Annotated in this window: 27 protein-coding genes and 1 rRNA gene; 4 read left to right on the top strand and 24 right to left on the bottom strand. The window is 39.7% G+C overall.

The window, feature by feature from the left end; genetic code table 11:
- Positions 1-139: 139 nt before the first annotated feature.
- From ytxJ to B7E06_RS08465, 10 genes are all read right to left on the bottom strand, one after another.
- Positions 140-466 carry a bacillithiol system redox-active protein YtxJ gene (ytxJ, locus tag B7E06_RS08510; protein WP_082233567.1) on the bottom strand — a complete coding sequence of 109 codons (327 nt, stop codon included), beginning with the start codon at positions 464-466 and terminating at the stop codon, positions 140-142.
- A gap of 58 nt (positions 467-524) precedes the next feature.
- The gene (locus B7E06_RS08505) at positions 525-944 is read right to left on the bottom strand and encodes a YtxH domain-containing protein (RefSeq protein WP_082233566.1); all 420 of its coding nucleotides are present in this window, start codon (positions 942-944) and stop codon (positions 525-527) included.
- The gene (locus B7E06_RS08500) at positions 944-1,378 is read right to left on the bottom strand and encodes a DUF948 domain-containing protein (protein WP_082235963.1); all 435 of its coding nucleotides are present in this window, start codon (positions 1,376-1,378) and stop codon (positions 944-946) included. The genes B7E06_RS08505 and B7E06_RS08500 overlap by 1 nt, the downstream gene beginning before the upstream one ends.
- Before the next feature lie 159 nt (positions 1,379-1,537).
- On the bottom strand, positions 1,538-2,845 hold the full coding sequence (gene murC / locus B7E06_RS08495; RefSeq protein WP_082233565.1) for a UDP-N-acetylmuramate--L-alanine ligase: 1,308 nt from the start codon (positions 2,843-2,845) through the stop codon (positions 1,538-1,540).
- Positions 2,846-3,055: 210 nt separating this feature from the next.
- Positions 3,056-4,168, bottom strand: a complete 1,113-nt coding sequence (locus tag B7E06_RS08490; RefSeq protein WP_082233564.1) for a nicotinate phosphoribosyltransferase — start codon at positions 4,166-4,168, stop codon at positions 3,056-3,058.
- 96 nt (positions 4,169-4,264) lie between these two features.
- Complete coding sequence (locus tag B7E06_RS22075) at positions 4,265-7,171, bottom strand: DNA translocase FtsK (RefSeq protein ID WP_245807708.1); 2,907 nt, start codon at positions 7,169-7,171, stop codon at positions 4,265-4,267.
- A gap of 150 nt (positions 7,172-7,321) precedes the next feature.
- The gene (ytpR, locus tag B7E06_RS08480; RefSeq protein ID WP_082233563.1) at positions 7,322-7,927 is read right to left on the bottom strand and encodes a YtpR family tRNA-binding protein; all 606 of its coding nucleotides are present in this window, start codon (positions 7,925-7,927) and stop codon (positions 7,322-7,324) included.
- Between the two features lie 2 nt (positions 7,928-7,929).
- The gene (locus B7E06_RS08475; RefSeq protein WP_082233562.1) at positions 7,930-8,748 is read right to left on the bottom strand and encodes a DUF1444 domain-containing protein; all 819 of its coding nucleotides are present in this window, start codon (positions 8,746-8,748) and stop codon (positions 7,930-7,932) included.
- Between the two features lie 149 nt (positions 8,749-8,897).
- Positions 8,898-9,215, bottom strand: coding sequence for a thioredoxin family protein (locus B7E06_RS08470; RefSeq protein ID WP_082233561.1), 318 nt, complete (start codon positions 9,213-9,215; stop codon positions 8,898-8,900).
- 36 nt (positions 9,216-9,251) lie between these two features.
- Positions 9,252-10,271 (bottom strand): PTS sugar transporter subunit IIC, encoded by a 1,020-nt coding sequence (locus B7E06_RS08465; RefSeq protein ID WP_245807707.1) that lies wholly within the window; start codon positions 10,269-10,271, stop codon positions 9,252-9,254.
- 205 nt (positions 10,272-10,476) lie between these two features.
- Here B7E06_RS08465 and B7E06_RS08460 point away from each other — a divergent pair, with 205 nt between their 5' ends.
- Positions 10,477-10,917 carry a YtoQ family protein gene (locus B7E06_RS08460; protein WP_082233560.1) on the top strand — a complete coding sequence of 147 codons (441 nt, stop codon included), beginning with the start codon at positions 10,477-10,479 and terminating at the stop codon, positions 10,915-10,917.
- A 941-nt stretch (positions 10,918-11,858) separates the two neighbouring features.
- Here the strand turns inward: B7E06_RS08460 and B7E06_RS08455 are convergent.
- Together B7E06_RS08455 and B7E06_RS08450 are read right to left on the bottom strand one after the other, a co-directional pair.
- Positions 11,859-12,377: a DUF84 family protein gene (locus tag B7E06_RS08455; RefSeq protein ID WP_082233559.1), complete on the bottom strand. Its 519-nt coding sequence runs from the start codon at positions 12,375-12,377 to the stop codon at positions 11,859-11,861.
- A 74-nt stretch (positions 12,378-12,451) separates the two neighbouring features.
- A complete protein-coding gene (locus B7E06_RS08450) occupies positions 12,452-13,519 on the bottom strand; it encodes a M42 family metallopeptidase (RefSeq protein ID WP_082233558.1) in 1,068 nt (355 codons plus the stop codon).
- A 151-nt stretch (positions 13,520-13,670) separates the two neighbouring features.
- On the opposite strand from B7E06_RS08450, the gene B7E06_RS08445 reads away from it, so the two are divergent.
- Complete coding sequence (locus B7E06_RS08445) at positions 13,671-13,991, top strand: PepSY domain-containing protein (RefSeq protein WP_082233557.1); 321 nt, start codon at positions 13,671-13,673, stop codon at positions 13,989-13,991.
- A 45-nt stretch (positions 13,992-14,036) separates the two neighbouring features.
- On the opposite strand, the gene B7E06_RS08440 is transcribed toward B7E06_RS08445, so the two are convergent.
- The 8 genes from B7E06_RS08440 to B7E06_RS08405 all read right to left on the bottom strand — a co-directional run bounded on the left by B7E06_RS08440 (position 14,037) and on the right by B7E06_RS08405 (position 21,991).
- Positions 14,037-14,897, bottom strand: coding sequence for a YtnP family quorum-quenching lactonase (locus tag B7E06_RS08440; protein WP_082233556.1), 861 nt, complete (start codon positions 14,895-14,897; stop codon positions 14,037-14,039).
- Positions 14,898-14,959: 62 nt separating this feature from the next.
- Positions 14,960-15,601, bottom strand: a complete 642-nt coding sequence (gene trmB / locus B7E06_RS08435) for a tRNA (guanosine(46)-N7)-methyltransferase TrmB (RefSeq protein ID WP_082233555.1) — start codon at positions 15,599-15,601, stop codon at positions 14,960-14,962.
- Between the two features lie 521 nt (positions 15,602-16,122).
- Positions 16,123-16,935 (bottom strand): phosphotransferase family protein, encoded by an 813-nt coding sequence (locus B7E06_RS08430; RefSeq protein WP_245807706.1) that lies wholly within the window; start codon positions 16,933-16,935, stop codon positions 16,123-16,125.
- 148 nt (positions 16,936-17,083) lie between these two features.
- Positions 17,084-17,968 (bottom strand): diacylglycerol/lipid kinase family protein, encoded by an 885-nt coding sequence (locus B7E06_RS08425; protein ID WP_281249150.1) that lies wholly within the window; start codon positions 17,966-17,968, stop codon positions 17,084-17,086.
- Between the two features lie 116 nt (positions 17,969-18,084).
- Complete coding sequence (locus B7E06_RS08420) at positions 18,085-18,888, bottom strand: hypothetical protein (RefSeq protein WP_082233552.1); 804 nt, start codon at positions 18,886-18,888, stop codon at positions 18,085-18,087.
- 78 nt (positions 18,889-18,966) lie between these two features.
- On the bottom strand, positions 18,967-19,539 hold the full coding sequence (thpR, locus tag B7E06_RS08415; RefSeq protein WP_082233551.1) for an RNA 2',3'-cyclic phosphodiesterase: 573 nt from the start codon (positions 19,537-19,539) through the stop codon (positions 18,967-18,969).
- Between the two features lie 65 nt (positions 19,540-19,604).
- Positions 19,605-20,972: a dipeptidase PepV gene (gene pepV, locus B7E06_RS08410; protein WP_082233550.1), complete on the bottom strand. Its 1,368-nt coding sequence runs from the start codon at positions 20,970-20,972 to the stop codon at positions 19,605-19,607.
- Positions 20,972-21,991 (bottom strand): ion channel, encoded by a 1,020-nt coding sequence (locus B7E06_RS08405; protein WP_082233549.1) that lies wholly within the window; start codon positions 21,989-21,991, stop codon positions 20,972-20,974. Before B7E06_RS08405 ends, pepV begins: the two co-directional genes overlap by 1 nt.
- A 157-nt stretch (positions 21,992-22,148) precedes the next feature.
- Between B7E06_RS08405 and B7E06_RS08400 the strand changes: the two genes are divergently transcribed.
- Positions 22,149-22,367, top strand: a complete 219-nt coding sequence (locus tag B7E06_RS08400; protein ID WP_082233548.1) for a DeoR family transcriptional regulator — start codon at positions 22,149-22,151, stop codon at positions 22,365-22,367.
- 45 nt (positions 22,368-22,412) lie between these two features.
- Here the strand turns inward: B7E06_RS08400 and B7E06_RS08395 are convergent, their stop codons facing one another.
- Together B7E06_RS08395 and B7E06_RS08390 are read right to left on the bottom strand one after the other, a co-directional pair.
- Positions 22,413-23,138: a pseudouridine synthase gene (locus tag B7E06_RS08395; protein WP_082233547.1), complete on the bottom strand. Its 726-nt coding sequence runs from the start codon at positions 23,136-23,138 to the stop codon at positions 22,413-22,415.
- Positions 23,139-23,147: 9 nt separating this feature from the next.
- On the bottom strand, positions 23,148-24,767 hold the full coding sequence (locus B7E06_RS08390; RefSeq protein ID WP_082233546.1) for a putative polysaccharide biosynthesis protein: 1,620 nt from the start codon (positions 24,765-24,767) through the stop codon (positions 23,148-23,150).
- Positions 24,768-24,870: 103 nt separating this feature from the next.
- On the opposite strand from B7E06_RS08390, the gene B7E06_RS08385 reads away from it, so the two are divergent.
- Positions 24,871-26,133: a BaiN/RdsA family NAD(P)/FAD-dependent oxidoreductase gene (locus tag B7E06_RS08385; protein WP_082233545.1), complete on the top strand. Its 1,263-nt coding sequence runs from the start codon at positions 24,871-24,873 to the stop codon at positions 26,131-26,133.
- Between the two features lie 14 nt (positions 26,134-26,147).
- On the opposite strand, the gene B7E06_RS08380 is transcribed toward B7E06_RS08385, so the two are convergent.
- Both B7E06_RS08380 and rrf read right to left on the bottom strand, forming a co-directional pair.
- Positions 26,148-26,399 carry a hypothetical protein gene (locus B7E06_RS08380; protein ID WP_245807805.1) on the bottom strand — a complete coding sequence of 84 codons (252 nt, stop codon included), beginning with the start codon at positions 26,397-26,399 and terminating at the stop codon, positions 26,148-26,150.
- An 80-nt stretch (positions 26,400-26,479) separates the two neighbouring features.
- Positions 26,480-26,593: ribosomal RNA gene (rrf, locus tag B7E06_RS08375) — 5S ribosomal RNA — on the bottom strand.
- Position 26,594 lies beyond the last annotated feature (1 nt).

Raw genomic sequence — 26,594 nt, 5'->3', positions numbered from 1 at the left:
TAAGTTTGTTGTATGAATAATTATAATCTAGATAATTAGGGACAATTATAGCTAATATTATCGATCTTGTCACCCTTTTCAGAATTATTCTTTATAGAAAATAATAAAAAAAAAGAAAAATCCTTTAAAAGGACTTTTCTTAAAGCTCGCTGACTTTCTCTCTTAACACAGTATGTGTGATGTTTCCATGACTTTCATTCCACACAATTTTACTATTTTTAAATAAAAGAATTTGTGGTGATTCGTGTTTTACCTTATATTCATCTGCAATTGAATGACTTAAATTCCTTGTTTCCTGGACATTTAGAATAAAACAAGGATAATCAGATTCTGCACAAAATGCTTCAAATTCTCTTTTTGCCGAAGCACTGATCGGGCAAGTCAAGCTATGCTTCAATAATAGGAAAATATTATTATCTTCTATTGCTTCATCCAGCATTACTTTTGAGTTAAGCACCTGCGTCATTATGGACACTCCTTTATAAGCAAAAGTCAGAGGCTGTAATAAGCCTCTGACTTTTTCATTAAAGATTTGATGAGGTAGTAGAATTCTGCTGCTGTTCAAGCTCCTGAGCAGCTTCTTCTATAGCATCAGCGACTTCCTGAGCAGCTTTTTCTGCTTCATCATCTTCACTGCTCTTACTGCCTTTTACTTTTCCTTGCAGACCCTTTGTAGAATCTTTTACTTTAGCTCCAAATTCCTGGGACTTTTCTGAAATATTTTTAGAGAACTGGGAAGAAGAATCAACAGCGCGATCTTTCCATTCTCCAGCACGACTCTTCCATTCAGTTGAACTTTCGTTGATGGTTCCGCGAAGTTCTTTACCGGATTTAGGAGCGAGAAGCAATGCTGCCAATGCCCCTACTGTTCCTCCAATTAGTGAGCCTAAAACAAAATCCTTACCCGTAGACTTTTCTTGATTCTTTAAATTTTGATTCCCCATTACAATCTGCCTCCTGTTTGATTAATATCATTTTTCTTGCTTTGCTTCCATAAATTCAAAGCAACCTGTCCCCACTTCATGGCTTGGGCTGCTGAATCCGTGTGGCTGTGGGCGGAATCTTGTAAACCCTTCGAAAACTTGCGAATCGACTGGTTAAACTCTTGAACAGAGTCTCCAATTCCTTTAATTCCATCGACTAAGGTATTTAACTTTTGCGATTTTTCGCCTACATCTTCAGCTAATTTATTGGTTTTATTCAATAATGCTGTAGTTTCAAGGGTCATACCCTCCATTTGTTTCTCTACACCTTCCAGGGTGTCTGCTACATTGTTCATTGTACGGCGCACTGCCATCAGTGTTCTTGAAATAAAGATCACAAGCACTGCAAAGGCGACAGCCGCAATCAATGCTGCAATGTACAAGATGATAACCATATCCAAGGCCTTACACTCCTCCACAATATGTATTTACCACAATTAGTATGTACCACTGAGGCAAAAAATATAAACACTAATTGTTATAGATAATATATTCGCTGATTTATATGAAAAATCCTTCTATAAATTCACAAAAATAGAAGAAGCGTGCAAAAATTACACGCTTTTTTCCTGATTTTGTCTCTCATAAGCTTCTTGGAATTTCTGTATATCCCCAGCCCCCATAAATAATAGCACACTCTCTTTATGGTGTTTAAGCTGTTGTGTTTCTTCAAGCTCAAGAATTTGGGATTCCGGAATAAGTTCTTGAAGATTTTCTATCGTAAGCTTTCCACTGTCCTCGCGTGCAGAACCAAAGATATCACAGAGATATACATCATCAGCTAGTTTAAGGCTTTCCGCAAATTCATTAAGAAAAGCTTTTGTTCTCGTAAACGTATGCGGCTGGAAGATAGCAACCAGTTCACGACCAGGATATTTCTTTCTAGCCGTATCAATAGTTGCAGTAATTTCTATAGGGTGGTGAGCATAATCATCAACTAAAATTTGATCATTCCATTCTTTTTCGTCAAATCTCCGTTTTACACCACCAAAGGTTGAAAGTTTGCTGATCTGTTCGTATGTCATATCTTCATAATGACATAAGGCAATAACACTCAGTGCATTTAGCACCGTATGTGTCCCAAACTGAGGAATTGTGAAAGTTGCATAAAACGTATTACGAACAAAAACATCAAATGACGTTCCATTTTCATTCTCGCTTATATTTTGGGCCTGGAAATCATTCGTATCCGATAAACCATAATATAATACAGGAACGTTAGCCTGAATATGCTGTAAATGTTCATCGTCTCCGCAAGCAATAATCCCCTTATTTACTTGTTTGGCCATCTGCTGAAAGGCGTGAAAAACATCGTCTATGCTCGTAAAGTAATCTGGGTGATCAAAATCAATATTTGTCATTATCGCATAATCGGGATGATACGCAAGAAAGTGACGACGATACTCACAGGCTTCAAAAGCAAAATATTTGCTGTCTTCATGCCCTCTACCTGTCCCATCTCCAATTAAGTAAGAGGTTGGGTAGTTCTCGGTAAGGACATGGGCTAATAAACCTGTAGTTGATGTTTTTCCATGAGCACCGGTTACGGCAATGCTTGTATATTGACTGAGCCATTCCCCTAAAAATTCGTGGTAACGGAAATAAGGAAGTCCAAGCTTCTTAGCTTTGACTATTTCCTCATGCTCATCGTTAAAGGCATTTCCTGCAATCACAGTAAGCCCATCATGGATGTTGTCAGCAGAGAAAGGCAAAATAGTTATATTCTTTTCATTTAAAGCAGCTTCTGTAAAAAAGTGTTTCTCTATATCAGAGCCCTGCACATCCTCACCTGAATCATGCAATATTTGTGCGAGCGCACTCATTCCTGTTCCTTTTATACCAACAAAATGGTAAGTAGTCATACATAAGAACCTCCAAAGTAAAGTGGAACACTTTAAGTATTATATGTAACTTTTCTTAGCATGCGAATGCTTTGTTTACATATTCTTTTTCAATAAATCAATAACTTATTCTAACACGGAAAACTCTTCAGAAAAAGCGCAAAACAACATGAAGCTTACTCTTTTACAGACTTCGGAAAAGAGCAAGCTTCTATTTAGAATTATTAGGATTTATACCTGTGTATAATCCACTTTCTCTAAACGCGGATTCGGATGATACCTTCGGCCTTCCTTAGCTTCATGCTCTCCGTTAATAATGACATTATCCCCGGTAAAACCTATATTGATTTTAAGAAGGCTTCCTCCGACTCCATACATGTCCACAGGTACATCGGCTATCTCAAAAGCACGTATTCGTCCCTCAGTAAAGCCTCCGCTGACCATAATCTTCACCTGTTGAAAACCTTCATCATCAAGCGCCCGCCTTAAAGCAAACACGAGTTCAGGATTAACACCACGAGGATCAAATGTCCCCATTAGATGCTCATTTCTTAAGAAATATTTATCCACCAAAGTTCTTGAGGTGTCGAGTCTTACCGCTTTTAATTCATCCCCAAATTCACGGGCGACTTTTAGCGAATCTGTAATAACGTCATTGTTATAATCCACAAGAGCCACAAGGTCATCATCGGGGAATTGAGAACTATAAGCTTTTGATGCAGCTACGACATCTCCTTTAAACATTTGTATCAAGGCATGCGGCATGGTTCCCATACCCTTTTTCCCCCACCATTCATTCATAGCATGAGTGGCCTGAGCAGTAGAACCGCCAATGAATGCTGAATACCCGTCTCCTGCCTGTTGGGTGTAATGATCATCACGGTCTCCCATAAAAATTACAGGCTTCTCTTTCCCGGAAGTACGGGCAGCTTTTACCACATTATAAACATTAGTGGCGACAGAAGTTCTGCGCGCTAAAATACCGTCAATAATGCCTTCAAGATAGCCGAAGTTCTGGTATGGACCCGTAATGGTCATCACGGTTTCATACGGCTCAATTCGATCTCCATCTTTTAAAGAATGAATCTCAAGGTCTTCTGGATGATTGCCAAACGTATGAATTAAGGCAATAGCTTCATCAGTTCCACAGAGAACGGCATAATCCTTTTGGAAAAATTGCATTGTTACGATATTGTCTTCCAGATAGTTTTCTACTATTTTCTTTGTTTTAAGAAAGTAGACAGCAGAGAACCACCCCTCTGCTACACGCTGATCAAATTTAAAAGTTTTGTTGGTTAAACGGGAAATTTCACCGTTTAACTTCTTTTCTATTTCTTTTTTCATGAATAAACTCCTTAAACATTTAGGTCCGTCTTTTGCAGTTTCTCTGTTAATCATATAGAATTAGCGAGCTTTTCACAAGCCCTTATAGAAAACTGCTTATCTAGCCTTCATTTCTTCAACCTGCTGTCTTGTAAGCAGAATATCCCGTGGTTTGCTTCCTTTGGATTCGGAAATAATTCCGTATTCAGCCATCTGATCGATTAAACGGGCAGCACGATTATATCCTACTTTAAATCTTCGTTGGAGTAAGGAAGCACTCGCTCCATTATGTTCTAATACGAATTCCACTGCTTCTTCAAAAAGAGCATCTGTTTCCTCTTCCGTTGCCACCTGCTTAATTAGTTCATCCTGCTCAAACAGGTAGTTTGGCGGGGCAAGCCTCTTTACATATCCAGTGATTCTCTCGATTTCATCATCAGAAACAAATGCCCCCTGAATTCTTCGTGACTGGCCGGAACCATTTTCAATAAAGAGCATGTCCCCTTTTCCTAACAGCTTCTCGGCTCCTCCTGTATCTATAATGGTACGGGAATCTATTTGGGAAGAGACGCTGAATGCAATCCGAGTAGGGATGTTAGCTTTTATTAAACCGGTAATAACATCAACAGACGGACGTTGGGTAGCAAGGAGTAAATGAATACCGCATGCCCTCGCTTTTTGTGCAATACGGCAGATAGAATCTTCAACATCTTGAGGAGAAACCATCATGAGGTCTGCCAATTCATCGATAACGATGACAAGGTATGGAAGCTTTTCTGAAGCTCTTCCCTGTTTAAGCATTTTTTCATTATAACGCTCTACATCCCGGGCGCCTTCCGCTACGAACTTTTCATAGCGTTCTTCCATTTCTTTTACTGCCCATTTTAGTGCAGTCGTAGCTGCTTTAACATCAGTTATGACTGGTGATACGAGATGCGGCAAGCCGTTATAAGGGGCAAGCTCTACCATTTTCGGATCAATTAAAAGAAACTTCACATCGTCATGATGGGCTTTGTAGAGCATGCTTATAAGGATGGTGTTAATACACACACTCTTTCCTGATCCTGTAGCTCCAGCAATTAAACCATGCGGCATTTTCTTTAAGTTTGTAACAACAGCGTCACCGCCTATATCAAGACCTAATCCGACAGTAAGTGGTGACGTTTCTGTTGTAAAAGTTTCTGATTCAAAAATTTCCTGCAGTCCGACCATTTCAGCCTTTTGATTCGGTACTTCAATACCAACGGCCTGTTTTCCAGGAATTGGTGCTTCTATCCTAATATCACGGGCTGCCATGCTAAGTTTAATGTCGTCTGATAAGTTTGTAATTTTACTAACTTTAACTCCCGGCTCCGGCTGGACTTCAAAACGAGTAACTGCCGGCCCTTTCATAGCGTGGACAACTTTCGCCCTTACATGAAACTGTCGAAGAGTGGTTTCAAGCAATTCCATTTGACCTTTCACCCAGGCTTCGTCCTGACTTGCCGTTCGATCTTTATCATTAAGGAGATGAAGAGGTGTAAAGTACTCCTTGTTTTCCTCTTCAGATGGTTGCTCAGCAACTGACAAACTATTTAAAGTTTTTTTTTGCTTGTCTCTCGTTCTTTTATCTCTAGGAGTCATTAGTACATTAAACGGAACACTTCTTCTTTCTGTAGTTCTTGAATCTAGTTTCCGTTCTTGAGTACGCGTCTCCTTTTGAATGTTCATTTTCGAAGCGCTATCGTCTTTATGAGCTTCTTGTTCTGTATGCTGCACTCCATCACTGAACTGTTCTTTAGCTTCTCGACTTGTTTCATGTTGCTGAAGTTCTTCGACAGAACTCTCTTGTTCCTGAGTTGAAAACTGATAAAAATCATCATCGCCCAGAGAGTCAGCTGCATTATATTCTAGTTGAGGAGCTTCATGGACTGGCTCTTCTTCTTCATTATGCTCTTCAAGATCTTCCTCATTGAAATAAGGAACTTCCGGCCAATGGTTATCTTCTGGTTCATTTAAATGAGAAACGTCATCTTCTGTTTGAACTGCTATTGACCCTTGATTTTCTTCTGCTTCTTCTGGATAGAAACTTATTTCTTCACTCGGGTTTCCAACTGATTCTTCTTCCAGATAAGGAACTTCCAGTGTTGGTTCATGTTCTGGTTCATCTTCATAAATAAAATTTTCTTCTAAATTATCTACCGTTCCACTGTTCTCAGGATCTATACTATCTTTTTCCTGCTGTTTTTCCTTTTCTATTGAAGCAGCTGACTCTAAAGTCCCTTGGTCAATTTCATCGTCTTTATCGTTATGAAAGTTGTCAGCTTTATCATCGTGCTGCTGCCTTTCTTTTTGTGCTCCAATTTTACCAAGGACACGCTGACGGATAGCTTGCCAGTGTTCTTCATCGATACGTGCCTGTTCTATACTTGAAGGCTGGCTTGCTTTTGCTTTTTCAACGGGCAGCTCCCCCATGTTAGGTTTAGAATTTAATACTCGCTGTCGAACAGACTGCCAATGTTCCTCATCGATTCTGGCCTGTTCCATACTTGCTGTTTTTCCACTTTCTTCCCTTGGACCAAACAATTTTTCCGCATTGCTCTTTGGTGTATTTCTTGGCTGAAATCCAAAAATAGGCGAAGGAACATTTGAAGGCGTGAAAGGAACGGCCGGTTCATCCTGCTTACTCTCTATTTCAGGCTTTTTCTTCTTCCTTCTATAAGATTCATTGTAATCTTGTGATACGTAAGAAGGGTAGCTTCGATTCTGTCTTCTCGGCTGGCGCTCTTTATAAGGCGGCTTTTCTTCAGGTTTCTCATTAGGTTCCTGATTAGATTCATGTTTAGAGTCTTGTTGGTCAGGAATGACAGGAAAACGAAAATTCCCCTGCTTCGGGTACTTATAAGTCATCCTAGTATTAGCCACAGACTCTTTTTGTTCCTGATTGTCCTGTTTTCTGGGTGATAAGTTTTTCTTTGTTGTGTAGTTCTGTTCATCTTCTGGCTCAAGAAACTGTTTCAGTTTGTTTTTAAAGTTATTCCACATCTATCTCACACTTTCTTTAAAATACTTAAGGATATGTATATTTTAACAGGTTTTACCGGCTTTTTGGTTTACATTCCCTTAAAAAAGTGATCTTTAGACAAAAAAAGAAGCAAAGGGCATAGTATTTGTCTCCCCTTTACTTCTTTTGGCTTAAAATTGATAAGGCTGTCCTGCTTCATAGGACTCATTTAATACGAGAATCCCTTTTTCTTTAGGGGCATTCTCTAAGCCCAGTTCTTTTGCTGAGCAGATCATTCCACTTGAATCAACTCCGCGCAGCTGAGCGTCCTTTATTTTCATACCGCTTGGCATAGTCGCTCCTACTTTTGCAACAACAACCTTTTGACCCGCGTCCACGTTCGGAGCTCCGCATACGATTTGAAGGGTTTCATTCCCAACGTTTACTTGACACACACTTAACTTATCTGCGTTTTCATGAGGACTCTTTTCTTCTACATAACCAACTACAAACTTTGGAGAAAGATCGAAATTAAGATTGTCTTCTAAATTATTTTTTTCAAATAGCTGCTTTATCTCGTTTAGAAGCCCTTCATTTAGGACAATTTTCCCTTCCTCTTCAAGACTGAAGTGACGGGAGGCGTTAAAGATATTATAGCCGAGCAGCTTTCCATTTTCTTTATTTGTAATTCTTACTATATCCCCGTATGTTTTAAATGTTGTCAGAAGGCGATCGCCTTCTTCAATTGGGAAAATTAAAACATCCCCTACTCCTTTAGGATTGTAGAATACATCCATAATCAATCTTCCTTTCTATTCTGTTTGGGCCTTTTTTGAGCGAGAATAAAAATAGGTTCCAATGTTTTATTTTCATACAAAAATGACAGTGATGTAACAGGTATGGTTCCCTCTGCGAAAAATTTCATCGCCATCTGAGCTAAAATATCGTAGCCTTCAGGGTTCTTTACGTCTGCAAAAATAATTACATCCTGATGCGGGATGCTGATTGCCAGCTCCCCTTCAAACTCAGCCTGTAACTTTTCAAGCAGTGCTTCATTTAAGATCCTGCTGGCATCATAGCCATCTTGCGTGGAGTGAAAATAAAAATCATTTCCGTATACCGTATCCTTTTTCATTTCCACTGGGAGAGAGCGAACGTTAAAGCTGGCTACTTCCTTAATTCTTTCAGCCGTCCATCCTTCTTCTTCTGCCATGGCTTCATCTATTAATTGATAAGATTTACCAAGATCTAGAGCATAGAATACAGTCGTCTCCGCTGTATGGTCTGAATGAAGCAGCTTATTGCCATCTGATGTCTTTTTTGGAAAAGAACCTGCACGAATAACAGGGAAAATTTGCTGCTCCTTTCCCTCCAGAGTGTGTGTCTTATTCATAATTTTGAGAGCTTCTTTTACATGGTCTTCAAGCTCAGCAAGTGCTGCTTCACCGCGGCCTTCATATTTAGCGATAACATTTGGCAGGGTAATCGTAATCCCTTTTCCTGTTTCTTTCCATTCAATTCGAAACGTATCTTTATCTCTATTAAAGCTAGTTTTCCATTTATCGTTTTTTAAACGATCTTCCAGCATCTTTTTCATTTTTATACTGGTGATTTTCATAAGCGATCCTCCTCCTTACGCTAAGAGGTTAATTCCGCTGTCTATTTTAGCACAACTCTGGGTAAGAAACGAAATGTAGGATTCAAAAATAAAAAAGCCTGCAGAAAACTATAGCTTCTCTGCAAGCTTTTGTGCCCATTTGTTTATTATTAAACACTTATCTGATTGATAAAGGTTTCAATTTCCTGCTGGGTTTTTGCATCTTTACTAACAAAACGCCCAACTTCACTTCCTTTGCTAAAAGCCAGAAAGCTCGGAATACCAAAAATATTGTGGTCCGAGCAAATATCAATAAAATCATCACGATCCACATAAATAAATGTCCATTGATCATATTTCTGTTCAATTTCCGGCAGAATGGGTTCGATCACTCTGCAGTCGGGACACCAGTCGGCAGAAAAGAGAAAAATCGTCTTTTCCTGCTGAACTAATTCTTTAAACTGTACTTCTGATTCAAGTTTTTTCATAGTAAAAACACCTCCGCGCTTTATTCTAGCACAGCTTCACTGATATTCAATCACCATGTCTCCAGGCTTGACCCAGCCTTTTTTCCTCAGCCAGACGGCGATTGTAAAACTGATAATTGCAGGTGCAATAAAATGTAAGAAAAGGATAATAATAGCGATATCCCAGTTAAATCCATTCGTTTCAAATGTCATAATCTGTCCGACTAACCCACTAGTCCCCATCCCTGCTCCAGCCGCATTATTTTCCAACGCAAGCCAAGCTGTAGAAACAGGTCCTAATATTGCTCCTGCTATTGTAGGAGGCAGGAGAATCATAGGATTTCTTATGATATTCGCAACCTGGAGCATTGAAGTTCCTATCCCCTGGGCAATAGCCCCGCCAATCCCATTGTCTCGATAACTGATTGTTGCAAATCCGACCATTTGCGCAGCACAACCAACAGTGGCAGCTCCGGCTGCTATCCCATCAATTGAAAGCATTAAAGCAATGGCCAGACTGGATATCGGTGCGGTCAATGCCAATCCCATCAGCACCGCAATGATGATCCCCATGAGTAACGGCTGCTGATAAGCTGCCCAGTTTATAACTTCTCCAAAGCCCGTCATAAATTGATTAATAGGCGGTCCGATAAAAGATCCTACTAAAAAGCCGGTAAATATGGTTACTAACGGAGTTAAAATGATATCGAGTCTAGTTTCTTTGCTAATCAGTTTCCCGAATTCTGTTGCTATTAATGCGGAAGCATAACTACCTGCCGGCCCCCCCAGTTCTGCTCCAAATGCGCCGCTGAACAATGCCGCAAACAGGACGAGCGGAGGAGCTTTTAACCCATAGGCAATGGCTACTCCTATCGCACCTCCCCAAATTTTAACATCCATTGCAAAACTGCCCATTTCTGTAAGAATATTTATACCCAGCTGATCACCGATTGTCTTTATGATCAGCCCAATAATCAGTGATGAAAATAATCCAAGAGCCATGTAGCTTAAAGCCGTTATTAAATAAGTATGGGCACTTATAATTACCCCTTTTTTCCTTAAGAAATCCTTAACCACTGCCAGCCTCCCCTTCCTTTACCGCTCTTAATAGTACTAAATAATTTTACATGTGTAAAGACACTTGGAAACCTTTATCTTTTCTATCGTTATTATGTTTTATTACCTTAATTCTTATTAAACATGCAGTGTGTGTTTAATAATTGGACAAAGCTGACTCTTATTAGTCATACTTAATTTATAAAAAGAAGAAAGGATGTATTTTATGGATCTTACAATCTACCTTGCCGGTCAGATTCATGATGAATGGCGCAATGAAATAAGAGAAAAAGCAAAAGAAAAGGGACTATCTATCAATTTTACGGGTCCTCAGGAAAACCATGAACTTTCTGACCGGATTGGGGAAGAAATTTTGGGAGAACAGCCGGGCAAGCTCTTTGTCGATGATGCCGCTTCAGATATTAATAACTTTCGTACAGAACTTCTGCTTCAAAAATCTGACGCAGTAATTGCTCTGTTCGGAGAAAAATATAAGCAGTGGAATACGGCTATGGATGCCGGTATCGCCTTAAAAGCTAATAAACCATTAATATTGATTCGCCCTGAATCATTGATACATCCGCTTAAAGAACTTTCTAATCAAGCCAATGTAACAGTAGAAACGATTGACCAGGCCATCGATGTTCTCGCTTACGTATTTGAATAAAAAAAGAAATGCACACCTGTGAACAAAAGCAGGTGTGCATTTCTTTTAATCCCTTTAATCTTACTCGTTTCTAATTGCGTAAATAAGCTGTTTTGTTTACTGAAGAAAGTGAAAAGCGGCTCGGAAATCGCTCGCTTTCCACGGGAGCCGGTGAGCTAGCTCGCTGCACTCGTGGATCTCACCTGGCTCTATCTCCCTGCTAGAGTCTCGTTATTGCTTTATATTCTTCTTAATGGTGAAAGAGAAAGACCTGTTCCGTTTATCAAGTACGGAGAAACGCGGCTGGGTAATCGCTCGCTTTCCGTGGGGAGCCAGTGAGCTAGCTCGTTGCACTCGCGGATCTCACCTTGGCCCTATCTCCCTGCTGGAGTCTCGCCATTTCCCAGCCTCTTTAACGGCGATGGTATGAACGGAACGCTGTAGTTTCAGTAACCACTTTACAGGAAATAGTTTTCTCTAACATAATGTTCCGTTACTCTTAAAAAACATAAAGGGCCGGGGGAAACGGCGAGACTCCTATGGGAGGATAGAACAGGGTGAGATCCCGGAGTGCTAAAAGCCCGAGGAAGCTCACCGTGCACCCATGGAAAGCGAGTTGTTTCCCCCGGTCCGGTTCTCATTTTCAGGCAAACGGAACAGAATTCTCTTTAATCTAAGAACCCTTTATGGGAGTACAGAACAAAGGTGAGATCCCGGAATGATATAAGCCCGAGGAAGCTCACCGTTCGCCCACGGAAAGCCAGTCTTTCACCAGGCCCGGTTATCTATATACAAGCAAACGGGACTCTCTTCCCGTTTGGTGAGAATCAAAGAAGCCTGCTTGGAAGCCCACCGTTCCACATGGAAAATAAATCTTGTTATATAAAATAATATTTATAAACCCTTCAAATAAAAGCAGCCGCCTTTGAATTACAGGCGGCTGCTTTTATTGTTACTGGACTTCAAGTATTTTTTCTTTCTAAGTTAGCATGCTCCCACTGGCCTTTTAAGAGTTTAACGACATGGGAGAACATCTCACCACGCTCAACTTGAGAATTCGTAAAGATTCCAACGGCCCCTTCTTTGTGGCTAATGTTGGATTTTTTCGTATAAGCATCCATAACCTCTCCTAATTCCCGGCCGGTTTCCAAACCTCTCTGGACCTCCTCAGGAAGGGGAATACGGGCGCCGCTGGCTTTGTATATATTTTCTTTATTATCCACTAAAGCCCCCCAATTACAGAGATATAAATCTCCCTCAACTTCCATTACACCGCCCTCTAGTCCGATGCCAAGCTGACTTTTTTGCATCATGGCGCATTCCCGAGCTCTGTTAATCGCGCCTTCCAGGGTTTCTTCATCAGAAAACGGCTGAGCCGCTACCTTTGATTCCACTTCTACTTCTACTATGTCGTCAAACGGAAATTCTTTTTGTACCGCTGCGATCTTTGTTGGATTCAATGAGCCAACGTATATTTTCATGAAGTTTGACCTCCCCGTTTCGCCTGTAGTTAGAATAAAGGCTAAACCATATACACTGGTTAAGAAGCCTTAGTTTACACCCTTGCTTTAATAGAGTCGACCGTGGATTGGTCGGTTGTTTTTATAAGTTTTACAAGTAATTCTTTAGCTGCAGCATAGTCATCGACGTGAATAATTGATGAAGAAGTGTGAATATACCTGGAGCAAATGCCAATTACAGCTGAAGGAACTCCCTGGTTTGTCGTATGAACCCTGCCAGCATCTGTGCCGCCTTGAGAAATAAAGTACTGATAAGGAATATCATGTGTTTCTGCTGTATCTAAAATTAAATCTCTCATTCCCCTGTGTGTCACCATTGATTTATCGAGAATACGCAGGAGAGCACCTTTCCCTAACTGACCAAACTCTTTATCATCTCCGCTCATGTCGTTTGCGGGAGAAGCATCAAGTGCATAGAACAGATCAGGGTCAATCATCTGGGAGGCTGCCTGGGCGCCGCGGAGTCCTACTTCTTCCTGTACGGTGGCTCCTGAAAATAAATGGTTAGGAAGTTTCTCATCTTTTAATTCTTTCAGAAGCTCAATAGCCAGCCCGCAGCCATAGCGGTTGTCCCACGCTTTAGCTAAAATTTTCTTTTTATTCGCCATCGGGGTAAAAGGACATAAAGGAACGATTTGCTGTCCTGGCTTTATTCCCATTGATTTTACGTCTTCTTTGTCATCCGCACCTATATCAATCATCATATTCTTAATTTCCATCGGTTTTCTTCTTTGTTCAGGTGTAAGATTATGTGGAGGAATTGAACCAATCACACCAATAACAGGGCCATTTTCAGTAATTACCTGAACACGCTGTGCCAAAAGCACCTGGTTCCACCAGCCGCCTAATGTTTGGAAACGCAGCATCCCGTTCTTCGTAATTTGAGTTACCATAAAGCCGACTTCATCCATATGGCCCGCTACCATAATACGGGGGCCCTTGCCTTTTCGGACACCAAAGACTCCCCCCAATCCATCTTGAATGATCTCATCTGAATATTTCTCAAGTTCATTTTTCATGAAACGGCGGACAAGATGTTCATTGCCTGGAGCACCAGGAAGTTCAGTAAGGTTTTTAAACAAATCCTGTGTGACTAGATTCATTTTATGTACATCTCCTTTTCAAGTATCTGGTTATAGTTTATCTGAAAACCGAGTCAGTTTCTACAAATCCTATCTGATGTTTTAATTTCCTTTTAAGGGGAAATTCTTGTATACTGATAGTTAGTATACTGAAATTAGAGGTGAGTGAACTATGAATTGGAAAAAAGTTGCCATAGCTGCAGGTGTTGGAGCACTGGCTGGGTATGTTGTAAAAGATCAGGTAGCCAACAAACAGGGCGTCACTCCAGAGAAAGCTCTTAAAATTGCCAAAGAAGCATTTAAAAAACAAGGACCGATCAGCGGTTCCTGGATTTACATGAAACCAGAAGAGTTTAACAAAAACGGTATTAACTATGATGTATATCGTGGAGGAATTTCCAAAAATCAAGACGGTGAAACGTCACAGTATGAATTCTTTATCGATTCAGAAACAGGAACAATCATTGATGTAGCCGAGCAAAGTGCTTCTTAATTCTATGAGTAAGAGCCCCCGTTCTATTTCGAACGGGGGCTTCTTTTATTTCGCTGAATACTCAGATTTAGGCTTATCAATCTTATCAATGGTCTCCCCATTTTCATCGAACTTTATGGCCCTGTAAACAGCATCATGATAAAAGGTATACCACGCCTGTTTACCATAGCCAAATTTCATCCATTTATCTTTTTCATGAACAGAAGTTACAGGATAATCATCGTAAGCAAGCGCCCAAAGCGGGTTCTGATGAGCATGTGTAGGCATTAAATCAGCCATGTGAATAAATATATCATCTTCCTGTTCAAATACGATGATTGCATGGCCATTACTGTGACCGCTCGTATGAATCATCCGCAGTCCGGGAACGATTTCTTTTTGCTCCTTAAACGGAAGAACTTGTTCTTCGATGGCCCGCCAGTTTGATTCCCAGTATGTATTTTTAGATCTCATATTGGGACGCCTCATTTCATCCCATTCCACTTGGCTTGTATAAATTTCTGCCTTAGGAAAACTAGAGAAGAGCTGCTCACCTTCGAAATAGGTTAACCCACATGCATGATCAAAATGCATATGTGTCATACAGATGACATCAATATCCTCGCGATCTAATCCGAGCTGCTCTAAATCCTGTACAATATGGGATTCCTCTTTAACGCCAAAATTTCGTTTCAGTTTTTCATTCATTTTGTCATTTCCAATACCTGAATCGATCAAAATATTCTTACCGCCAGTCTGCAGAAGAATTGGATCGGTCCTCAGCTCAATCTGGTTTTTTTCATTAACAGGATACTTTTTGCTCCATAAAGCCCGCGGTACTACTCCAAACATTGCACCACCATCTAAATGAGTAACTCCGCCGTTTAACCAAGTAAGCTTCGCAACACCTATATTCATAGATTCCATAAAAATTCACCCCCGGTATTATGATGTTATTTTATCATACCGAAGGTAGAATGAAAGCGATATCATATATTGAACTTTGCACGACATCGGTAAATCGGCTGTCCTTTAGCTGAAAATTTTTCTTCATACTCTGTCATTATATTTAGATCATCCTCAAGAGAATGTAAGTCCAGTGAAACTTCCTCTATAATCATTCCGTATTGAGAAAAACTGGCTAACGAGTATTCAAATAACCCACGGTTATCGGTTTTAAATGTAATTTTTCCATTATCCTTAAGAATTGCTTCATACTGTTCTAAAAAGGCGTGATAGGTTAAACGACGCTTCTCATGACGATTTTTTGGCCATGGATCAGAAAAGTTAAGGTACAAGTGATCAACCTCATTTTCAGCGAACATATCCCTTAGATCCTCTGCATCTTCATTCACTAATCTTACATTTTCAGTTTCTGCATCAAGTACTTTTTTTAAGGCACCTACAATGACGCTTTTTACTCTCTCTACACCGATAAAGTTAAATTCAGGATGCTGTTTTCCCATTCCTGAAATAAACTGTCCTTTCCCTGAACCGATCTCTAAGTGGAGCGGCTGTTTCTTATTAAAAGCTTCCTGCCAATTTCCTTTATAGTCAAATGTATTTTGTATAACAATGTTATCATTCTCTCTCATAAAGTCATCGGCCCAAGGTTTGTTTCTTAAACGCATATGTTGATATCCTCCTTCTTGTCTTTCAAAATCTTATCATGAAACCTACTATGATAAAAGTTTTTATAATAAATGGAGGATAACGGAGAAAACAGGATTATACCGCCAAAATACATACTATTAATACGTTAACCCTTCTATATTAAATGGAATGCTTAAAGTTGGTCCATTTCCCTAAAAACTAACTGTTGGTTTGTAAACGCTTCCTAGTTTATGATGTGTACTATGTGAATATTAAATACTTTATGGGGAGTGTAGCTTACTTTTATGACATTGTTTACAAAAACTGCTGAGGTTCTTGTTTTATCCGTTTTTTCTTTTCTATTCGCTGGTTACGCCGTTTTCATTTATCCATTTGAAAAACTTAATGAAAAGCTAAGTTCGGAAGTTCGTGAGAAAAAAGTTAAATATGCTACCTTTTCTTAAGATTCAAATAGAAAAAACTCTCCATTACCGGCCACTTATTCCGGTGATGGAGAGTTTTTTTAGCGGTTTAAAAAGTAAACTGTCAGTTTCTTTTTTTATTTCAGATGATGGCGGAACATCATATCGTTTAGTTTATTGATCCGTATCGAAGCTTCTTTATCTTCCCCGCGCATCATGTGCCATTGAATGAAAGACAGCGACTGTGATACAGCATACCACTTCATCCGCTCCATTAGATGATCTGTAGGAGTAATACCATACTGGTTCATCCACTGACTCCATTCATTCTTCGGAATATAGGTATAGAGCAGCATCCCTAAATCAAGTGCTGGATCTGCAACCATCGCATTATCCCAATCAATTAAATAGAGATGATCATTAGAGGACAGCAGCCAGTTATTATGATTCGTATCACAGTGACAGACAACATGTTTATCATAATAAACATATTGGACCCTGCTTTCAATATACTTAAGGGCATGATGGACCTCAATCCGCGGACCTATTTGATCCAATATCTTTTGATTCTCTTTTAAATCAATAAGGATCTCTTCAGGCTTTAAAGGGTGCTTACCGATTCTCATCAGCATATCAAGTAATTCTGTAGAATGGTGAATTTTACTTAGCAGGGCAGCTACACGCGGGTGCTTCATTTCTTCGGTGTTTAATTCCCGACCTTCCAACCATTCCTGAGCTGTGATAACGTCCCCGTTTTCCAGCCTTTTTGTCCATACGAGCTTAGGTACGATACCTTCAGCAGAAAGTACAGCAAGGAAGGGGGAAGAATTTCGCTTTAAGAATAAACGTTTACCCTCATGTTGAGCATAATATGCTTCTCCTGTTGATCCTCCAGCAGGAGTTATTGTCCAGTCTTGTCCTAAAATATCTTCCAACCAATTCACCTTCAATTCCTCAAATCTTCCTGTGATGGTATCACGTTTTATAGTGTGTTCTAGTAAATCTCATTATTAAATAAAACTATAGTCATTATTCCATAGTACAAATAGACACTTAAATTTAGAGTAACCTAAGTGCATTGCTTTTTTCAAGAAATAACTACACCTTCAAGATAAAGGGGTTCTTCTGAGCAGATTTTCTGATTGCACACTTCCCTATTTCTACAGGCTGGCCATCAGCTTGTCCTAATATGACTTCCTTAGGGTAAATCTGAATCGATTTGCCTTTGATCTCATGGACCTTTTTTAATCGGGTGTGGTATCCAAAAAATACCGAGATAAACAAAAAGAGAATTTTCCATTTTGACATAACTTCTACAATAAGGACAGAAAACTCCTGATTATCGATAGAAGATTGCGGGGCTATTTTCATACCCTTTCCAAAATAGGGGTGGTTTGCAATGATTATCATCGTAAACCTTTTCCATCTTAGTTTCTTTTTATCTATAATCACTTCTGCCTCAAATTCTTTAAAACTGCTGAGCGATTTTAGTAATGCCGAGACGTAAGGGAGAATCGTTTTTCTTTTCTGAAGGGCCGCCTTTCTCACTACTGCTCCGTCCAGCCCGACTCCCAGGCTGTTCAAAAAAACTCTGTTTTTCAAATCTTGACGGTATTCTCCCAACCTTAGTTGTGTAAGTTTTTCATTTAAGATGATCTCTTTAAATCGCTCGACACCACCTTTTTTTATTTCTGCTCCTCTTGCAAAGTCATTTCCCGTGCCAGCGGGAATGAAACCGATCGGGATAGGCGGAGAGCCGGACAAGCCATTGACCACTTCATGGAGTGTTCCGTCCCCTCCTATTACAATCACTCTTTTAACGGAATCTGTATGCATTTTTATAAGTGAGCGGATAAGTCTTTCGCCATCTCCTGGACCACTTGTCTTATAGGACCTGCACTTTTCCTGCTTAAATAGAGGTTCATCCTGAATTAGCTTAAGAATTTTTAAAGCTTTCCCCTTTCCAGCATGAGGATTAGTAATAACAATATTAATAAGTCATTTCTCCCATTCAAGTAAAAGGATGATATAACAGACAAGAATTTTTATACTGCATAACAAAATATGGTTCTAAGAAGAAGTCTAAGACTGGTGTTAAATTATTTTTCATTAAAATTAAGTGCTGTTTCCCATTCCATTCGATTAACAGCATTAGTTTTCGTATGATAAAGGAGCTTCTCGGCAACTTTTAGCTGTTGGTGCTTTAAAGGTAAAGACAGCTTTCTTTTGCTGTGCAGCCACTCTTCAAAGGTGTTTACATCTATGTAGTCAGTAGAATATGGGTGGTAGCCTTTCTGAATTCTATGGTTGGGGCCAAGTACTATCTTTTTATAGGAATAGTTCAGATTATATGAGTTCAGTACACTGCGCAGGTAGGTTTCCGTGCGCTTCAGCATTACGAGAGGACTTACCATACTCCTGCGCTGCCCCACTGTGTCGATTTTCCAGTAATTTTCCTTTGTTGGATAGACAATGGTGTGCTTCTTTTCATCTATAAAAGTAATAAGTTCAATTTCGTGGGGGCCTAAGATTAAAATTTCCACTTGAAGAGGTACATCATTTAAAATCGCTACCGGTTTAAATAATACGAGGTAATGATCAGGGATTCTCTGTAGTAACAGCTTCAAATGCTCATTGCCTTCTACGCAAGGATCGTAAAAAGAAGTAGCCTGCAGAGTGGAAGATGCCCATTTCAACTGAAAAGAAAGCAGCTCATTTAAAAAGTGCTGTTTAAGCTCACCTTCTGATTCGATGTGAAGCCATGTCTCCAGTTTTTCCTGAGGCGGATCTTCTTTCTTTCGCTTTCTAAAAAATAGTTTTCCGGTTATTTTCTTTTCCACCTCTGCCATTTGGTCTTCTAAGAAATGATCCGCTGTTCCCAATTTTTTTGCAGTTTCTCCCACTTTTCCTCTTTTAATCGGATAAAATTTTTGGTGTATTGATAAATATTGTCCTCATATCTTGAAATGTGGTCAAACATTTTAATTAGCTGTGCCATTAATAGGTCCTTTCCTCAAATTATATACAGCTGTCTTATGGTATTTTGGCGTTTGCTGAGGGTGAATTTGAAATATACAAAAACGATCTACCTTTAATTCAACTTTCTCTGCAAATAAGTCTGCTTCCTTTATTAGAGGAGACTGACCGCCTTTCCATTTTTTTGCAAGAGTAATATGAGGAGTATACCTTCTATCTTCCAAAGCAAATCCTGCATGCTTTCCCGCTTCTTCCACCAACTGATGGATTTTTTTAAGAGCAGGTACGAGATTGACATTCACGTGAAAAACTCTCGGTTTTTCCGGGTTGCCGAAGTACCCTCCCGGACCGATCGTAAGTGAAAATGCTTCTGGCCAATCACATTCGTCCAAACGTGTAACAAAGGACTGTAGCTGCTCAGCAGAACTGGGGCCCAGGAATTTTAATGTAATGTGAAAATCTTCAGGATGTGTCCAGACTTTATAATCCATGTGCTGTTGCAAAGTTTCCTGCCAGTTTGATAAAAACGGAATAACTGAAGGGTCAATAGGTATTCCTACAAAATAATGGGAAGTCATATGTGCTCTCCTTTAATATCGGCTGATTCTTATTTTGTTATAGATTGCCCTTTATTCTACTACCATTATACTGAAGTCAATTGGTAAATGGCATCCGCATAAATATGGGCAGCTTTCATCATATCCGATACTAATACATACTCATTCGCTTGATGTGCTGTATCTTCACTGTCTTTAAATAGTGCACCAAAAGCCACGCCGCTTTTAAGAGCTCTGGCGTAAGTAGCTCCTCCCATCGATTCAGGTGAGGCGTGTTCCTTTGTCCATTTATTATAAACATGGATAAGCTTTTGGATATTTTCCTCATCCTTTTCTACATAAAGAGCCCCAAGATGCTCATAGAGTTTAAATTGTCCTCTGTCTTTTTCAGCAAATGCATCCAGTTTTTCTTTAACCGTTTGATATGACAAAGTAACAGGATAACGAATGTTAATCCCAATTTTACAGAATTGTCCTTTTTTCCAATCAAGCGATCCCAAATTTATGGTTAGAGGCCCTGATGGCATATCCGAAACAGCCAGATCCATCCCTTCGCCGGCAGTTTTAGAAAGCCCTCTATATAAGCTTTCAAGAAAAGAAGTTTCAGGAAGCTGCAATCTTGATAAAAAATAAAGAAGGGACGACACAGCGTTTTTTCCTTTTTCAGGAGTACTTGCATGGGCAGTTTTCCCCGTAATTTTCACCTTTACTTTCTTACCCTCTGTCTTTATTTCTCCCGTTAAATTGTTTTCAGCAAGGAAGTCGCGAAACTTTTCGTTTAGATTGTCTGGATCATTAGACAGCATAGCTTCTGCAGCTGCAGGAACCATGTTTAGACGTTCTCCACCTTGAATATACTCTATAACATTTTGTTCTTCGCTAAGTTTATATTCGATATAACCGTCTATTAAGCCTTTTTCCGCATGAATAACTGGAAAGGAAGCATCAGGGGTAAAACCGAAGGCTGGCATCTTCTCTTTTTTGAAATAGTAGTCAATGCCTTGCCAGTCTCTCTCTTCATCTGTTCCTAAAATCAATCGCACTTTTTTTCTTGGTATAAACCCTTGATCCTTTAAATACTTCATTGCCAAATACGCGGCCATCACAGGGCCCTTATCATCCTGTGCGCCTCTTGCTATAATTTTTCCGTTTATAACTAAAGGATCAAAAGGAGGACTCTCCCATCCATCCCCAGGAGGAACGACATCAAGGTGGCCAAGAATTCCAAGAATTTCTTCTCCTTCACCAAATTCTATATGGCCGGCATGTCCATCCACGTTTTTTACTTGAAACCCGTCTTTCTCCCCCATTTCAAGCATATAATTTAAAGCTTTATCAATGTTCTGGCCATACGGATAACGGTCACTCTCTTCATATACACTTTCTATTTTTAACAGTTCACATAAACGTTGAACATATTTCTGTTCTTCTACGGGTCCCAGTGAAATATTCATTAACGTTTACCTCCTGTAATTTTCTCGTACGTTTCCTGATTACAGACTACATATAGTTCCGAATCCTGCGAAAGCTTGTCATCAAGACGTCTGTTAATAGTTAAGTCATTTTTGTCAGCAATTAATGTAGCTCCTTCACTAAGAAGTTCTTCAAAAGCATCCCGGTAAGTTTGCCAAGCTGTCTTACGCTTTATGTAAAAAAGATCATCACCGACTGATCGGCTTAACAATTGGCTGTAAATCCCAGAGACTCCTTTTCTAAATGCTGAGCGCACAGCTAATGAAGAGATAGTTTCGTTTGATAGTATAAATTCATCTACACGAGCATGTTTAAAATTAGGAATATGACGTTCATCCAAAATTTCTACAACTGTATGTATATGAGGAGCAAGACTTTCAATGGTAGAGGCAATCATTAGCGTTTGTCCATCAGTTATCTGCTTATTGATCAGTGAATCGTCGGCAAAAATTAGTACCGCTTTCGACTGATTAATATTAGCTTTGAGCAAAGTCTCACGATCTGAAGCGTCTCCTTTTATGTAATGGATGTTATTTTTTAATATCGGTGCTTCCTTCAATTGATCGATAATTATTATTTCTGCATCAGGATTTGTATCATTAATTTCTTCCACAGCAAATTGTGCTTTTTGAGACCAACCAATAATAATGAAATGATTACTGTCTTTATACATAATATCTCCCTCCAACCTCTTCCTCTTAAATAAAGCAAAACCTTCTATAATTTTTCCTATCACGATACCTATAAGACCTATACCAATAATATACAGTAAAATGGCAACCCAGCGCCCAGCTGCTGTTACCGGAGAGTAGTCTCCATACCCTACGGTAGTAACCGTTGTCATCACCCACCAAAATCCATCAAAAAATGTTGGAAAAGTTTGAGGCTCAATAAGAACAATTAAACTTGTAGAGACGATTATTAGCAACCCGCTTGAAAGGAATAAAATATAATTGTTAATTTCCACCATTTTGCGAAAAAACCTTTTTAAAATCAGCACATTGCTCCCACCTTTATGATTAATTTGTAAATTCTATAAATTTTCTGTTAAATCCGAAAATTAAAGTGGCTTCGATCTACACCTTGATGTAAAATAATTATAACTTCAAGATTCAAGCGCACCACATTTTTTATTAATCTGAACAAGGAGTGGTTTTTTGAATCATCCATCATCCCGTATGCTCAATCGAATCAAGGCGGTATACTTTTATATTCACCAGCAAGGAATGGTGACGACAAATCAGCTGGCTGAAGAATTCGGTATTACGGATAGGACGATGCAAAGAGACTTAAGCATTTTGGAGTACAATGGCCTTGTATCAAGTCCGCATAAAGGCAAATGGAAAGCAACAGAAAAGAAAGTAAAAATATCTTAATATATGTAAAACAGACACCCGGAATTTTTAGATCCCGGGTGTTTCTTAATCTTGCAGGTTTGTTATAGTTAAAAGATATTCGAGCTCCTTATCACTCAACTCTCTGTATTCTCCAAGGTCAAGCTCCTCATCGAGAGGCAAATCACCCATCTTTACTCTTTTTAAATAAGTGACATGTTTACCTACGGCTTCAAACATTCTTTTAACCTGATGGAATTTTCCTTCTGTAATTGTAAGTTCTATTTCAGATTCATTACTGCTTTTCAAAATTGTCAGCTCAGCAGGCTTTGTTACATAGCCGTCGTCCAGTTCTACGCCTTTTGAAAAGGAGCGGACATCTTCTTCAGTTACTTCTCCATCGATTACAGCAAAATACGTTTTCCCAACATCCTTTTTTGGTGATGTCAGCCTATGGGCCAGCTGACCATCATTGGTTAGCAGCAGCAGGCCCTCTGTATCCTTATCAAGTCGGCCAACAGGAAAAGGCTCGAATATTTGATCCTCTGGCTGGAGAATATCAATGACGGTAAGATCGTGCGGATCTTCTGTCGCTGAAAGTACATCTCCTGGTTTGTTAAGCATTAGATAAATATATTTTCTATACTCAACGGTTTTTCCCATTACTGTTACGTGCTCTTTTTCCGGATCTACATGAGTTTTTGGACTTTTCACCGGTTCATTATTCACCCGGACACCGCCCCCTTTTAAGAGACTTTTCACTTCTTTGCGGGTGCCATATCCCATATTTGCGAGAAGTTTATCAATTCTCATGCCCTTCACCTACCTTTTTAAAAACTTATCCAAAAATCGAACTCTTCCGCCAAGAATTCGTTCAAGCAGTGTTGTTTGATAAGCCATCCACAGATAAAGAAGCCCTCCAAAGCCAGCGCTTATCATTAAAATAAACAAGGCTGCCATACGGCTTTCCATAGGATCCCAGGCAAGTCCAATCAACCATTTAATCACCCAGACAGCTGCACCCATTATCATTGTTAATATGGCAATGAGTAATGTTCGTTTGAAGACATGACGATAGGAGAAATGAATCCCCTGGTGAATTTTCCACAGATTTAACGATACTGCAATAAGTACGGCTATTCCTGTAGATATGATGGACCCTTTTGCCCCAAACAAAACAATGAACCACGAGTTTGTTAAAACTTTAACCAATAATCCAGATCCTAAGCTGATCAGAGCAAAGTTTTGACGGTTAATGCCTTGCAGAATAGCAGAAGTAACAGTGTAAAGAGCAAATAGCAGGCCAACAGGAGCATACCACCTTAGCAGGTCCCCATAATAGCTGAGATCATCATCTACCCCATAGAAAGAGCCGAATGCTTCAAACGCCAGGATAGAAAGCCCTGCGACAGCAGGAATGATTAATAGAGCAATAATTTGTAGTGCCTGATTAATTTGATGATTTAATTGCTTCATATGCTTCCCGGTAAAAGATTTAGTAATGGCAGGCAGTAAAGCCAGCGACAAACCAATTCCTAAAGTTACGGGAATAATGACGAGCTTATGACTTAATACATGAATAGCTGATAGGGCTTCTCCGGAAATGGAAGCCAAGCCTGCAGCAGCCATCGCCTTATTAAAGGTAAACTGATCAATCAGCTGATAAAGAGGCGTAGCTATCCCTACTAGCACAAATGGCCCAGCGTAGCTGATTAACTCTTTAAACATATCTTTTTTAGTAATATCATAGGTATATTCCTGCTGCTCAAGCTGTCGGTCCAGATATGGTTTTCTTTTTTTCCAATAAAGTATCAAGACGATGAGTGAGGCTACCCCTCCTATAAACGCAGCAAAAGTAGAGTAGCCAATAGCCATTGGAATACCGCCATCCATTACATAAATAACAATGTAGACTGAAATTAATAAAAAGGCGATACGTACGATCTGTTCTATGACCTGAGACACTCCAGTAGGAGCCATAGATTCATTTCCCTGAAAGAATCCTCTTATAATACTCATACTAGGAATAATCAATAAAGCAAAACTTACCATGCGAATAACCATGGCCGTATCTTCAACGGAGGTGCTGCTGTCTTCCCCTGATAAACTAAAGGAAGCAATAGCTTCTGCTCCAAAAAACAGCATCAGGAATGTGACTATGCCTGTCAGAGCCATAAGCTGGACGCCGGACTTAAACATATCCCTTCCTGTCTGATAATCCTCAAGAGAATTGTATTTCGATACAAATTTTGAAACAGCCATAGGTACACCAAGTGTAGATAAACTGAGCAAAATGTTGTATGGTGTATAAGCGTAGAAATACAGAGCCATTCCTTTAGGCCCTACCATCTGTTCAAATGGTACAACGTAAATCATGCCTAGAAACTTTGATAAAAATGTGGCACCCGTTAAAATCATTGTGCCTTTTAATATTTTCGACATAGTAAAACCTTCACCTTCATTAGTTTATGATCAACGATGTCTATTTTATCATAAATTTATCGAAAACCATCGTTTTATAGTTATAAAAGAAAGGAAGTCACTCATGAGCTACCAAGTGATTGTCATCGGCGGAGGTCCATCAGGATTGATGGCCGCCATCGCAGCAGCAGAGCAGGGTGTAAAAACACTCCTTATTGATAAAGGAAAGAAACTCGGGACTAAACTTGCAATATCGGGAGGAGGACGCTGTAATGTAACCAACCGCCTTCCCGAGGAAGAAGTCATTAAACACATACCAGGAAACGGACGGTTTTTGTACAGCCCCTTTTCTGTATTTAACAACTATGACATTATTGATTTCTTTGAAGGACTCGGTGTCGCTTTGAAAGAAGAAGATCATGGTCGAATGTTCCCTGTCAGTAACAAAGCAAAAGATGTAGTTAATGCTCTTCTTGACCAACTGAATAAGTTAAACGTGGAAGTGCGTAAAGAAACTCCTGTAGAGGCTATTCATTACGGTGAGCAAACCCATAAAATCATTTTAAAATCTGGGGAGAAGCTGGAGACCAAAGCTGTAGTGTTAGCGGCAGGAGGTAAAGCCGTCCCCCATACAGGCTCAACAGGTGATGGGTACGCATGGGCTAAAAAGGCAGGGCACACGATAACAGACCTCTTTCCTACAGAGGTTCCTTTACTGTCAAAAGATCCATTTATAAAAAATAAAACCTTACAGGGCCTTTCTTTAAAAAATGTTGATGTATCTGTATTAAATGAAAAAAATAAAAAGATCGTCACACATAAAATGGACATGCTTTTTACCCACTTTGGTCTGTCCGGGCCTGCCATACTGCGCTGCTCGCAATATGCAGTAAAAGAACTGAGAAAGGGACGTAAATCCGTGATTATTGAGATCGACTGCCTGCCGGAAGAGCAAGAACAGAAGTTAATAGATTCTCTTCAAAAGCAAATGAAAGACCAGTCAAAAAAACTCTTTCGAAATGTAGTTAAAGGCCTTGTACCTGAACGCTTACTGGATTACATGATTGATTTAATCAATATTTCTTCCACTGAAAATGCGGGCAATATTTCCAACGAGCAAATTCGGAAATTTATTTACTACCTTAAGCATTTTCAAGTCAATATTTATGACTCCCAACCAATTGAGAAAGCATTTGTAACCGGTGGTGGCGTCTCTATTAAAGAAATTATCCCTAACACCATGCAATCTAAACTTATGCACGGCTTATATTTCTGCGGCGAAATCCTGGATATCCACGGGTATACGGGTGGATATAACATCACAGCGGCAATGGTAACAGGACGCGTAGCTGGAATGCATGCCGCCTATGAATCCATGGCCAAATAAGAAAGTCGAGAGAATCAATGGATTCTTCTCGACTTTCTCTTTTTATAGGCAGAAATATGGCCTAACTCTTCATTGAGAAGGACCTGCATCTCTTCTCTGTCCCCTTCTGTCATTACAGGATCTCGCTCATCCCAATCGAGCGTATAGACTAAATAGTAGCTTCTTGCTCTTCTGAAATATATAACTGAGTGGGGAAACTTACTAAAATAGCCCCGTACTTTCTTTATACCTGAATAGCTCCACTTCACAAGTTCGATACTTTTCACCTCAGACAATTTTTATTCCTCGTTCCCTTTTTGGAAAAATAAAAAACCTTAGAAGATGTTCTTCTAAGGTTTCATCTGAGACGAGGCAGCGTCCTACTCTCACGGGGATAAACCCGACTACCATCGGCGCTGAAGAGCTTAACTGCTGTGTTCGGCATGGGAACAGGTGTGACCTCTTCGCTATCGCCACCTCAT

Source organism: Halobacillus massiliensis, assembly GCF_900166625.1.
Classification (GTDB): domain Bacteria; phylum Bacillota; class Bacilli; order Bacillales; family Halobacillaceae; genus Halobacillus_A; species Halobacillus_A massiliensis.
Note: the sequence above shows the minus strand (reverse complement) of the source record. Positions and strands in the feature narration are given on the sequence as shown.